12 protein-coding genes are annotated in these 11,318 nt (G+C 69.2%); 8 read left to right on the top strand and 4 right to left on the bottom strand.

Annotation, left to right across the window (positions count from 1 at the left end; translation table 11 throughout):
• From ABD844_RS43365 to ABD844_RS43355, 3 genes are all read left to right on the top strand, one after another.
• Positions 1-502: cbb3-type cytochrome c oxidase subunit I (locus ABD844_RS43365; RefSeq protein ID WP_344892439.1), on the top strand; the 502-nt coding region annotated here is incomplete at its 5' end.
• Positions 499-912 (top strand): cytochrome c oxidase subunit 4, encoded by a 414-nt coding sequence (locus ABD844_RS43360; protein WP_344892437.1) that lies wholly within the window; start codon positions 499-501, stop codon positions 910-912. The genes ABD844_RS43365 and ABD844_RS43360, both read left to right, overlap by 4 nt.
• Positions 913-1,065: 153 nt before the next feature.
• Positions 1,066-2,277 (top strand): L,D-transpeptidase, encoded by a 1,212-nt coding sequence (locus tag ABD844_RS43355; protein ID WP_344892434.1) that lies wholly within the window; start codon positions 1,066-1,068, stop codon positions 2,275-2,277.
• Between the two features lie 78 nt (positions 2,278-2,355).
• Here ABD844_RS43355 and trpD read toward each other — a convergent pair whose 3' ends face one another.
• Both trpD and ABD844_RS43345 read right to left on the bottom strand, forming a co-directional pair.
• Entirely contained in the window at positions 2,356-3,402 is a 1,047-nt protein-coding gene (gene trpD / locus ABD844_RS43350) for an anthranilate phosphoribosyltransferase (RefSeq protein WP_344892431.1), read from the bottom strand.
• Between the two features lie 6 nt (positions 3,403-3,408).
• Complete coding sequence (locus ABD844_RS43345; protein ID WP_344892428.1) at positions 3,409-3,834, bottom strand: hypothetical protein; 426 nt, start codon at positions 3,832-3,834, stop codon at positions 3,409-3,411.
• A gap of 179 nt (positions 3,835-4,013) precedes the next feature.
• Here ABD844_RS43345 and ctaE point away from each other — a divergent pair, with 179 nt between their 5' ends.
• From ctaE to qcrB, 4 genes are read left to right on the top strand one after another with little or no spacing between them, the layout of a single operon-like run.
• A complete protein-coding gene (gene ctaE, locus ABD844_RS43340; RefSeq protein ID WP_344892425.1) occupies positions 4,014-4,667 on the top strand; it encodes an aa3-type cytochrome oxidase subunit III in 654 nt (217 codons plus the stop codon).
• Positions 4,668-4,681: 14 nt separating this feature from the next.
• Positions 4,682-5,491, top strand: a complete 810-nt coding sequence (qcrC, locus tag ABD844_RS43335; RefSeq protein WP_344892422.1) for a cytochrome bc1 complex diheme cytochrome c subunit — start codon at positions 4,682-4,684, stop codon at positions 5,489-5,491.
• Positions 5,488-6,603 carry a cytochrome bc1 complex Rieske iron-sulfur subunit gene (qcrA, locus tag ABD844_RS43330; protein WP_344892419.1) on the top strand — a complete coding sequence of 372 codons (1,116 nt, stop codon included), beginning with the start codon at positions 5,488-5,490 and terminating at the stop codon, positions 6,601-6,603. The genes qcrC and qcrA overlap by 4 nt, the downstream gene beginning before the upstream one ends.
• A complete protein-coding gene (gene qcrB, locus ABD844_RS43325) occupies positions 6,600-8,261 on the top strand; it encodes a cytochrome bc1 complex cytochrome b subunit (RefSeq protein ID WP_344892416.1) in 1,662 nt (553 codons plus the stop codon). Before qcrA ends, qcrB begins: the two co-directional genes overlap by 4 nt.
• A gap of 214 nt (positions 8,262-8,475) precedes the next feature.
• Here qcrB and ABD844_RS43320 read toward each other — a convergent pair whose 3' ends face one another.
• Positions 8,476-8,763 (bottom strand): Lrp/AsnC family transcriptional regulator, encoded by a 288-nt coding sequence (locus ABD844_RS43320; protein ID WP_344892413.1) that lies wholly within the window; start codon positions 8,761-8,763, stop codon positions 8,476-8,478.
• A 17-nt stretch (positions 8,764-8,780) separates the two neighbouring features.
• Positions 8,781-10,505, bottom strand: a complete 1,725-nt coding sequence (locus tag ABD844_RS43315) for a DEDD exonuclease domain-containing protein (protein WP_344892410.1) — start codon at positions 10,503-10,505, stop codon at positions 8,781-8,783.
• A 75-nt stretch (positions 10,506-10,580) separates the two neighbouring features.
• Between ABD844_RS43315 and ABD844_RS43310 the strand changes: the two genes are divergently transcribed.
• Positions 10,581-11,318, top strand: a 738-nt coding sequence (locus ABD844_RS43310; RefSeq protein WP_344892407.1) for a serine/threonine-protein kinase, incomplete at its 3' end; no start/stop codon positions are given.

Genomic DNA, 11,318 nt, shown 5'->3' with positions numbered 1-11,318 from the left:
GGCGCACTTCCACTACGTGGTCTTCGGCACCGTCGTGTTCGCGATGTTCGCCGGGTTCTACTTCTGGTGGCCCAAGTTCACCGGCAAGATGCTCGACGACAAGCTCGGCAAGCTGCACTTCTGGCTGCTGTTCGTGGGCTTCCACACGACGTTCCTCGTGCAGCACTGGCTCGGCATGGCGGGCTTCCCCCGCCGCTACGCCGACTACAGCGCCGCCGACGGCTTCACCGACCTCAACATGATCTCGTCGGTGGGCGCGTTCGTGCTCGGCGCGTCGACGCTGCCGTTCTTCTACAACGTCTGGAAGACCTGGCGCAGCGCGCCCAAGGTCACCGTGGACGACCCGTGGGGCTACGGCGGCTCGCTGGAGTGGGCCACCTCGTGCCCGCCGCCGCGGCACAACTTCACCTCGCTGCCGCGCATCCGGTCCGAGCGTCCCGCGTTCGACCTGCACTACCCGCACGCTTCCAGCAAGTCCGCCCCGGAGGTTGAGTCCCGATGAAGGTGCAGGGTTGGCTGTTCCTCGCGTGCGGCGTGTTCTTCGCCGGCGTCGACATCGCCTACTGGTTCTGGACGAAGGCGGCGACCGGTCACGGCGAGCCGGTCGGCACCACCGCCATGGCGATCTCGGTCGGGTTCGCGTTCATGGTGGGCTACTACCTGATGTTCACCGCGCGGCGCATCGGCGCGCAGCCCGAGGACAACAAGCAGGCCGACATCAGCGACGGCGCGGGCGAGATCGGGTTCTTCAGCCCGAGCAGCTGGTGGCCGCTGTTCCTGTGCCTGGCGGCGGCCTTCGCCTTCGCCGGGTTCGTGATCGGCTTCTGGATGTTCCTGATCGGGGTCTTCCTGATCATCATGGCCATGATCGGGTTCGTGTTCCAGTACTACAGGGGGAACTTCTCCCACTGACCACAGGCTGAGCCCCACATCTGGAGCGGGCGCCCTCCCCCGGGGAGGACGCCCGCTTTTTGGTGTTCTTTACCAGTGTACGGATGCGGTGAATCGGTCACTCAGGGTAGTAAAGGAGGCAGAAGGGGTTCGATCTTGGACGAGGGAGTACTCGTGGGGCGAGGAGCGTATGGAACGGCGGGCCTGCTGGCCTTGGCGCTGCTGACAGCGTGCTCGGCGAGCCGTCCGACCGAGAAACCCCAGGGGGCCGCCATGGCGGGAGGGGCACGCGGCGCCCCTGTAGGGGTCTCTCCGGCCGACAAGACCCCGAACGTGCCCACGGACCAGCCCGTGGTCGTGTCGGCCACTGAGGGCAAGCTGAAGAGCGTACAGGTGGAGGGGGGCAAGGCCGGGCCGCTGAAGGGCATCCTCAGCTCCGACGGCACCCGCTGGCGCAGCCTCGGCACCGCCCGGCCGGGCACCTCGTACGCGGTCACCACCGTCTCCGTCGACGCCGCGGGGAAGCAGCGCGAGACCAAGAGCGCGTTCTCCACGGTCAAGGGCAACAAGACGTTCGACATCAAGACGATCACCCCGAACAAGGACGACACCGGGCTCACCGTCGGGGTGGGCATGCCGGTCATGATCGCCTTCGACGCGCCCGTCACCGACCGGGTCTCGGTGGAGCGCAACCTCTCCATCCACAGCTCCAGGCCGGTGGAGGGGGCCTGGCACTGGTTCGACGACCAGCATGTGGACTTCCGGCCGCAGAAGTACTGGCCCGCGCACACGAAGGTGCGGGTGGAGGCCAAGCTGGCCGGGGTGCGCGGCGGGCCCGGCATGTACGGCAAGCGGGACGTACGGGTCGACTTCAAGATCGGCCGCAAGCAGATCACCAAGGGCAGCACCGACGAGCACGTGCTGGTCGTCCGGCGGGACGGCGAGAAGGTCCGCACGATGCCCATGAGCGCCGGGCAGGGCGGGCAGTGGAAGTACTACACGACCTCCGGCGTCCATTTGGCCATGTCACGCGAGCCCGTCACCGTGATGACCTCGCCGGGGATCGGGCCCGGGCAGGCCGGGTACTACAGCCTCACCGTCTACAACACCGTACGGATCTCCAACAGCGGCGAGTACGTGCACAGCGCGCCCTGGTCGGTGGGCTCGCAGGGCAACTCGAACGTGAGCCACGGGTGCGTGAACATCAGCCCGGACAACGCGGCCTGGTTCATCAAGAACACCCTGATCGGCGATCCGATCATCATCACCGGCTCGCCGCGGAAGCTGGAGCCCACCAACGGGTGGGGGCACTGGCAGGAGGACTGGCCCCAGTGGCTCAAGTGGAGCTCGCTGAAGGACGGCCCGACCATGATCCTGCGCCACTGAGCCCGCCCAGGCGGCTCGGCGGCCCGCTCAGGCACTGAGCCCGCCCAGCCGGGGCCTGCGTGCGGCCCTGCGGCCCGCTCAGGCGGTGGCGACGGAGCCGCTGATCTCGATCCAGCGGTCGAGGGTGTCGGCCGAGGCGCCGGAGTCGACCGCCCGCACCGCGCGCGCGTACGCGCCGACCATGGCCGCGTCGAGGTCGTCGCCGGGCCCGTCGAGCGCCACGAGGGCGGCCGCCGTGTTGAGCAGCACCGCGTCGCGCACCGGGCCCGTCTTCCCGCGTACCAGGTCGTGGACGGCCTGGGCGTTGAACGCCACGTCGCTGCCCCGCAGGGCCCCCACGTCGGCGCGCGGGATGCCGAGCACGGCCGGGTCGAACGCGGCCTGCGTCGCCGTGCCGTCGCGGACGACCCACACCGTCGAGGTGTCGGCGATGGTCAGCTCGTCGAGGCCGTCGTCGCCGCGGAAGACCAGGGCGGAGACACCGCGCTCGGCGAAGACGCCGGCGAGCACCGGGAGCATGCGGGCGTCGTAGACGCCGATGGCCTGCGCCGAGGGACGGGCCGGGTTGGTCAGCGGGCCCAGGAAGTTGAAGACCGTGGGGACCCCGATCTCCTTGCGCGTCGGCCCGGCGAAGCGCAGCGCCGGGTGGTAGACGGGCGCGAAGCAGAAGGCGATGCCCGCCTCACGGGCCACCCGCGCCGTCTGCTCGGGCGTGAGGTCGAGCCGGATGCCCAGGTGCTCCAGGACGTCGGCGGCCCCGCAGGACGACGAGGCGGCGCGGTTGCCGTGCTTGACGACCCGGGCGCCCGCCGCGGCGGCCACGATGGCGGCCATCGTCGAGACGTTGACCGTGTGCGCGCGGTCGCCGCCGGTGCCCACGACGTCGACCACGGGCCCCTCGACGCTCAGCGGGGTGGCCAGGTCGAGCATGGTGCGCGCCAGGCCCACGACCTCGGCCACGGTCTCGCCCTTCGCCCGCAGCGCGATCACGAAGCCGGCGATCTGGGACGGCGTCGCGGCGCCGGACATGATCTCCCGCATCGCCCAGGCCGACTCGTCGGAGGTGAGGTGCTCTCCGGACAGGAGAGCGGACAGCAGCGTGGGCCAGGTCGTCCGGGAGTCCATGGGCACCTACTCGGCGTTGAGGCGGGTGGAGGAACGGCGGCGCATCAGGTCGGCCACCGTGTCGGCCAGGACCATGGGCTCGAGGGGCTGTGGCACGACGGCGTCGGCCTTCGACCAGTCGGCCAGCCAACGGTCGTCGCGCCTGGCGATGATCAGGCAGATGGGCGGGCAGTCGTAGACCTCGTCCTTGGCCTGGCGGGCGATCCCCATGCCGCCCGCCGGCTGCGTCTCGCCGTCGAGGACGGCCACGTCGATCTCGCCGGAGCCCAGCCACTGGTGCACCTTGGGCTCGGTGGCGCACTCCACGATCTCCACGAACGGTACGTCGGCCGCGGGGCGCCTGCCGATGGCCTGGCTCACCTCGGCCCTGGTGGTGGCGTCGTCGCTGTAGACGAGGACCTTCATCGTCTCGTCGGTGCTCCCAGTGGACATGGGTCGCGCTCACTATCAGTCGAAGAGGTATGGTCACCTGGGATCGTACCGGTGCGCCGGTGCGCTGACCGAGGCCACCATGCCTGGTGGGTGTTCTGTGTTGATTATCCCAGGTTGGTCGGTGGTTTGTACCTGCTAACGGGGGGTCGTGCGCCGGACCGACCACCAGAGCCGCAATAATGCTGCCCGTGGCGACAGCATCCGCAATTACTTCGACGACGACAGCACAGTCGTACCGCAGACCGAACCTGGTCAGTGTCGGGACGATCGTCTGGCTGTCCTCTGAGCTCATGTTCTTCGCGGCGCTGTTCGCGATGTACTTCACCATCCGGTCGGTGAGCGAGGGCAAGGGCCTCGAGTGGGGACCCGCGCTCCTTCCTGCTGGCGCAGAGGCCGCGGAGGCCGCTCACCTGAACATCCCGTTCGCGACGGTCAACACGATCATCCTGGTGCTGTCGAGTGTGACGTGCCAGCTCGGCGTGTGGGCCGCGGAGAAGGGGCAGGTCGGCAAGCTCCGCTTCTGGTACATCGTCAGCTTCATCATGGGCGCGATCTTCGTCGCCGGACAGCTGTACGAGTACATGGAGCTGGCGTCAGAGGGCGCGACCTTGTCCGCTAACGCCTACACTTCGGTGTTCTACCTGACGACGGGCTTCCATGGCCTGCACGTGACCGGTGGCCTGATCGCGTTCCTGTTCATGCTGGGACGCACGTACGCCGCGAAGCGCTTCACGCATGAGCAGGCCACCAGCGCGATCGTGGTGTCGTACTACTGGCACTTCGTAGACGTCGTCTGGATCGGTCTTTTCGCGACCATTTACATCATTCGTTAAGGAACGGGATCTCTGTGACTAGGATCACCGCTTGGCGGCGGCATCCCCTCGCGAGATATGCCGTCCTGATTTTGGCGTTGGCGCTGGTCGGGATGGTATACGCCGCCTTTGTCCAGGCGGGTAAGCCTGCCGACGCGGCGCTGGCGGCAGGCAAGGTCGACGACGTGGCCGAGGGCAAGAGCCTGTTCGTCAAGCACTGCTCTAGCTGCCACGGCATGAACGCGCAGGGCACCAGCTCGGCGCCCACCCTCATCGGCGTCGGCGCCGCGGCGGTCGACTTCCAGATGAGCACCGGGCGCATGCCGGCCGGCGCCCCCGGGCCGCAGGCCCCACGCAAGCCCCTGCCGGAGTGGGTCAACGAGACGAAGATCCGCCAGATCTCGGCCTACGTGCAGTCGCTCGGCGGCGGCCCGCAGGTGCCCGGGGCGGAGCAGGTCGACGGCAAGCTCGGCGACGCCGGCAAGGGCGGCGAGCTGTTCCGCGCCAACTGCATCCAGTGCCACAACTGGGTCGGCGCGGGCGGCGCCCTGACGCAGGGCAAGTACGCCCCCAACCTCAACGAGGCGACCCCCACGCAGATCTACGAGGCGATGGTCACCGGCCCCCAGGCGATGCCGGTCTTCAACGACACGACGATCACGCCCGAAGAGAAGCGCGACATGATCGCCTACATCACCCAGGTTCGCAGTCAGCGTGACCCGGGAGGTTTCGCTCTCGGGCGCATCGGCCCGGTCACCGAGGGTCTCGTAGCGTGGATCGTGGGTCTCAGCGCCCTCGCACTCGCCGCCATCTGGATCACCGCGAAGAAGCGACAGAAGTCATGACAGACAACGAGAACGAGATCGAGCAGCCGGACGAGCGCGTCCCCAAGCGTGTCATCGGCACTCCCGCGCCGGGCACCTCGATGCTCGGCAGCGCGCCGACCGGCGAGGTCGCCCAGCGCGACGTCCCCGGGGTGGCGCAGCAGGACGAGACCAAGGCGCGCAAGGCCGAGAAGATCGTGGCGCTGTGCTTCACGATCACGTTCCTGGCCTCCATCGCGTTCATCATCTCCTACGTGGTGTTCCAGGTCGGCAGCCCTGAGGCGACCGGCAACTCCAACCTGGCGCTGGGCACGTCCCTCACCCTGGCGATCCTCGGGCTGGCGGTCGGCATCGTGATCTGGGTCCGCCAGATCATGCCGAAGTACACGCTCGTCCAGGAGCGCCACCCGATGGTCTCCGACGCCGACGACCGCGAGGTGGTCGGCGAGACCTTCCTCCAGGGCGCCAACGAGAGCGGCTTCGTCAAGCGCAAGCTGCTGCGCCGCACGCTGCTGCTGGCCGCCGCGCCCCTCGGCCTGGTGCCTGTGGTGCTGCTGCGCGACCTCGACAACAGCAAGATGCCGGGCTCGCGGTTCAACACCACGCTGCGCCACACGGTCTGGGGCACGAAGACCAAGGAGGGCAAGCCGCTCAGGCTCGTCGTCGAGGGCACCGGCCAGCCCATCAGGGCCGCCGACTTCAACTCGCCCGGCGGCATCCTGTCGGTCGTCCCCGAGGGCTACGAGCACGACCTGACCGCCCTGGCCAAGGCCACGCTCATCCTGATCAAGTTCCGTCCGGAAGAGCTGAAGAGCGGCACCAGGCAGAACTGGACGCACGACGGCATCGTGGCGTACTCCAAAATCTGCACCCACGTGGGCTGCCCCGCCGCACTCTACGAGCAGAACACCCACCACATCCTCTGCCCGTGCCACCAGTCGACGTTCGACGCCACCGACGGCGCGAAGGTCATCTTCGGTCCGGCCGCCCGGCCGCTGCCGCAGTTGCCGATCACCGTCGACTCCGAGGGTTACCTCATCGCCCAGGGCGACTTCGAGGTGCCGGTCGGCCCCAGCTACTGGGAACGCGGTGACGCCGAGGCCGAGGCCAGGGCCAAGGGAGGCCAGGCATGAGTGATGAGCTGAAGGCCGCGCCGAAGGCCATCACCGGGCCGTCGAACTTCCTCGACGAGCGCCTGGGCGGGGCCAACTTCCTCAAGCGCAACCTGCGCAAGGTCTTCCCCGACCACTGGTCGTTCCTGCTGGGGGAGATCGCCCTCTACTCCTTCATCATCCTGCTGCTGACCGGTACGTTCCTGACGTTCTGGTTCAAGCCCAGCATGGCGGAGATCGCCTACGACGGCTCTTACGCGCCGCTCAAGGGCGTCATGATGTCCCAGGCCTACGCGTCGTCGCTGGAGATCAGCTTCGACGTCCGGGGTGGTCTGCTCATGCGGCAGATGCACCACTGGGCGGCCCTGCTCTTCGTGGCCGGCATGATGGTGCACGCGCTGCGGGTGTTCTTCACCGGCGCCTACCGCAAGCCGCGCGAGATCAACTGGATCATCGGCGTGCTGCTGCTGACGCTGGCGCTGGCGGAGGGCCTGACCGGCTACTCGCTCCCCGACGACCTGCTCTCCGGCGCCGGTCTGCGGATCACCGAGGGTGTGGCGATCTCGCTGCCGCTGGTGGGCACGTACCTCACGTTCTTCCTGTTCGGCGGGGAGTATCCGGGCGAGGATGTCATCTCCCGGTTCTACTCGCTGCACATCCTGCTCATCCCGGGCATTCTGCTGGCGCTGATCTCCGCCCACATGGTGCTCATGTGGGTGCAGAAGCACACCCAGATGCCGGGCAAGGGCCGCGACAACCACAACGTCGTGGGCGCCCCGTTCTACCCGGCCTTCATGGCCAAGGCGGGTGCTTACTTCCTGTTCACGCTGGCCGTGATCACCGGTCTCGCGACGTTCACCCAGATCAACCCGATCTGGCTGTTCGGCCCGTACACGCCGGCCGACGTGTCGGCGGGTTCGCAGCCCGACTTCTACATGGGCTTCCTCGAAGGCGCGCTGCGCATCATGCCGGCCTGGGAGATCAACCTCTTCGGCACGGCCCACGCGGGCACGCTGCCGCTGAGCGTCATCATCCCGGCGCTGGTGCCGATGGGCATCATCATGACGGGCCTGGCGCTCTATCCGTTCCTCGAACGCTGGGTCACGGGCGACAACCGCGAGCACCACGTCGCCGACCGTCCGCGCAACAACCCGCACCGCACCTCGATCGGCATCTCGGCGATGACGTTCTACGGTGTGCTGTGGCTGCTCGGCGCCAACGACGAGATCTCGGCCTTCTTCCACGTCAGCCTCAACCACACGACCTACGCCGGTCGCGTGTTGATCTTCGTCGCGCCGGCCCTGGCCTACCTGATCACCTACCGTATGTGCCTCGGGCTGCAGCGCTCCGACCAGGCGATCATCTCGCACGGTGTGGAGTCCGGTGTGATCAAGCGGCTGCCGCACGGTGAGTTCATCGAGGTCCACACGCCGCCGGCGGAGGACATCGAGGCTCACATGCGGGGCAAGCGTCCGGTGCCGATGCTCCCGGTCGCCGAGGACAGCGCGGGCATCCCGCCGAAGGGCATGCGCGGGCCGCTCGGCAAGCTGCGCGGGCGCATGTCGAAGGCGTACGGCGGGGAGAAGATCCCGCTGGACGACGGGCACGGGCACGGCCACGAGGACGAGCACGCCGCCATCGGCGCAGGGGAGAACGACGAGCGCAGCATCTCCCACTGACCGCTGACGCCACAACCGCACGGGCCCGGACGAGGAATCCTCGTCCGGGCCCGTCGGCGTCCGGGAGGCCCATGGCGGTTAATGGTGGCCCCGGCCCCGGATCCGCGCACGCGAAAACCCGGTCCCGCCGGAGGATCTCGTGTGATGGAAGCGGGTAAGGGGAGGCGCGGCCCGCGTTTCCCGGGGCCGGGTGGGTTTCCGGGGCCCGGTGGGGTCAGTCGGCTTCGGGGAAGCCGATGGAGAAGGCGGCGTCCAGGTCGTGCCTGGAGTAGGCGCGGAAGGCGATGTGCGTCTCCGTGTGCAGCACCCCGGCCACCTTGTTGATTCGCCCCGGCACGACCTCGGCGATCTCTTCGTACTCGGCGACCCTGACCATGGCCAGCAGGTCGTATTCGCCGGTGATGGAGTAGACCTCGCTGACCCCTTCGATCTCGGCGATCGTCTGGGCGACCTCCGGAATCCGGTCTACCTCTGCATTTATGTGGACGATTGCCGTGACCATGGGCCAACTCTACCGTTTCACCTCAAAGGTCGCCCCTCGCGAGGGCGGGGCCGATCGAGAGGGCGGTAGGCGAGATCGATGCGGGCCTTGTGCCGGGCGGCGCCCCGCGCGGGCAGGCTCCACACGCCGTCGACCTCCACCAGCCGCACCCCCGGGGACTCGAGCCAGCGCAGGATGCACTCGGTCTCCTCGGCGCTGGCGGCGTGCACCGGCCCAGGGCCGGGCAGCACGACCTCGGCCGCGGCGACGAGGGAGGCGACGAACGGGGTCGGGTGGGTGCCCTTCTGCATGACCCCGGCCGCGGCCAGCCGCCCGTAGCGGACGACGTGGACGTCCCAGCCGCCGCCGAAGGCCGGGCTGGCCGCGACGAGCTGCGGGATGCGGGTGACGGCGCTCAGCCGCTGCATGCGGGCCGCCGTGCGGACGAACGAGGCCAGCCGGTCACGGTCGACCGACGCCTCCTCGTAGCGCTGCTCCACCGACAGGCGCTCCATGCGGGCCGACACCGCGGTGAAGACGGGGGAGGCGTCGAGCGTCATGGCGCGGCGGGCGTTCTCGACGTGCAGCGCGTACTGCTCCGGGCTCTCCTGGCCCGCGCACGGCGCTCCGCAGCGGCCCATCTCGTGCAGCACGCACGCGGCCCGCCGGGTGCGCGGCGTGATCGGCTGGGTGCACTGGCGCAGCGGGATCGCCTCGTGCAGGGCGATGCGGGCGTCGTCGGCCAGCCGGGCACTGGTGAAGGGACCGAGGTAGGTGGCGTCGTCGTCTTTCAGCTCACGCACGATCGACAGGCGCGGGAACGCCTCGTCCGTGAGCTTGAGCCACAACATCTTCTCGGGGAAGCGCGAGCGGCGGTTGTAGCGCGGCTTGGCCCCGCCGATCAGCCGCAGCTCCCTGACCTCCGCCTCCAGCGCGGTCGAGCAGACGATGTGGCGTACCCGGTCGGCGATGCCGATCATCTCCCTGATGCGCGGCCTGGTCTCGCCTGCCGTGAAGTAGGAGCGCACCCGGTTGCGCAGGTTGGTGCTCTTGCCGATGTAGAGGACCTCGCCGCGCTCGTCCTCGAAGAGGTAGACGCCCGGCGCGTGCGGCACCGACTCGGCCAGGTGGCGCTTGCGCTGCTGCTCGGGCGTGGGGGCCCGGACGAACGACTTGAGCTCCTCCAGCGTGTGCACCTGGAACGACCCGGCGCGCTCGATCAGCCCGTGCAGCACGTCGACGGTGGCCCTGGCGTCCTGAAGTGCGCGGTGGCACGGCTCGACGGGACTGCGGAAGAACCTGGCCAGCGTGGACAGCTTGGCGTTGGGCGTCTCGTCGCGGGTCAGCACCCGACGGGCCAGGTCGACGGTGTCGACCACCGGGTTGACCGGCGGCGGATAGCCGAGCCCCGCGCAGGCGGCCTTGACGAAGCGGGTGTCGAAGCCGGCGTTGTGGGCCACCAGCACCGCGCCCCGGATGAACTCGAGGAAGCTCGGCAGCACCGCCTCGATCTTGGGGGCGGCCACGACCATGGCGTCGGTGATGCCCGTCAGCACGGAGATGAACGGCGGGATCGGCCCGCCCGGATCGACCAGCGTGGAGAACTCGCCCAGCACCTCGCCGGCCCGCACCTTGACCGCGCCGATCTCGGTGATGGCGTCTTCGGCAGGCGCGCCGCCGGTCGTCTCGAGGTCGAACACGACGAACGTGACGTCGCTCAGCGGGGTGCCGAGCTCGTCGAGAGTGCCTTGAACCGGGTCCACGAACCAAGACCATAGAGAGCAAGACCGACAGGAACGAGTAACCACCCCTCTTGATCCTTAGTTACCCTTCCCTTTATGTCCGCCGGAAGACTTGCCGGCCGCTACTCCCTGCTCCGCCCGCTGGGCGCGGGCGGCATGGGGAAGGTGTGGCAGGCCAGGGACGAGATGCTTGACCGTGACGTCGCGGTCAAGGAGCTCACGCTGCCCGAGGGCATGTCGCCCAAGGAGCGGGCCGACTCGGTGACGCGGGCCGTGCGCGAGGCGCAGGCCACCGCGCGCCTGCGCCATCCCGGCATCGTCGCGCTGCACGACGTGGTGGTCGAGCAGGAGCGGCCGTGGCTGGTCATGGAGCTGCTGCGGGGCCGCACCCTGGCCGAGACCGTGCACGAGTTCGGCCCCATGCCGCCCGCCCACGCCGCCAGGGTCGGCGCCGACGTGCTCGAAGCGCTCTTGGTGGCCCACTCCCAGGGCCTGCAGCACCGCGACGTCAAGCCGGGCAACGTCTTCCTGACCGACAGCGGCCGGGTGGTGCTCACCGACTTCGGCATCGCCAGGCAGGAGGGCCAGGCCACGCTCACCGAGCAGGGGCTGATGATCGGCTCGCCCGGCTTCATCGCGCCCGAGCGGCTGGAGGGCCACCCCGGCGGCCCGGCCAGCGACCTGTGGTCGCTCGGCGCCACCCTCTACGTCGCGCTGACCGGCGCGGCGGCCTTCGAGGGGTCGGTGGCCGAGCGCGTGCGCGCCACGCTGACCCGGCCGGTGCCCGTCGCGCCCGGCCCGCTCGGGCCGCTGGTGGCCGCGGTGATGGCCCAG

Source organism: Nonomuraea antimicrobica (genome assembly GCF_039536965.1).
In the GTDB taxonomy this organism is placed as follows: Bacteria; Actinomycetota; Actinomycetes; order Streptosporangiales; family Streptosporangiaceae; genus Nonomuraea; species Nonomuraea antimicrobica.
The sequence above is the reverse complement of the archived record's forward strand: the minus strand, read 5'-3'. Positions and strand labels throughout refer to the sequence as shown.

What these genes read in the sequence shown, in the direction of transcription:
- ABD844_RS43360 (WP_344892437.1), top strand. Translation starts at nt 499, where the DNA reads ATGAAGGTGCAGGGTTGGCTGTTCCTCGCGTGCGGCGTGTTCTTCGCC.
- trpD (WP_344892431.1), bottom strand. Translation starts at nt 3,402, where the DNA reads ATGGACTCCCGGACGACCTGGCCCACGCTGCTGTCCGCTCTCCTGTCC.
- ABD844_RS43345 (WP_344892428.1), bottom strand. Translation starts at nt 3,834, where the DNA reads ATGTCCACTGGGAGCACCGACGAGACGATGAAGGTCCTCGTCTACAGC.
- ctaE (WP_344892425.1), top strand. Translation starts at nt 4,014, where the DNA reads ATGCTGCCCGTGGCGACAGCATCCGCAATTACTTCGACGACGACAGCA.
- qcrA (WP_344892419.1), top strand. Translation starts at nt 5,488, where the DNA reads ATGACAGACAACGAGAACGAGATCGAGCAGCCGGACGAGCGCGTCCCC.
- qcrB (WP_344892416.1), top strand. Translation starts at nt 6,600, where the DNA reads ATGAGTGATGAGCTGAAGGCCGCGCCGAAGGCCATCACCGGGCCGTCG.
- ABD844_RS43320 (WP_344892413.1), bottom strand. Translation starts at nt 8,763, where the DNA reads ATGGTCACGGCAATCGTCCACATAAATGCAGAGGTAGACCGGATTCCG.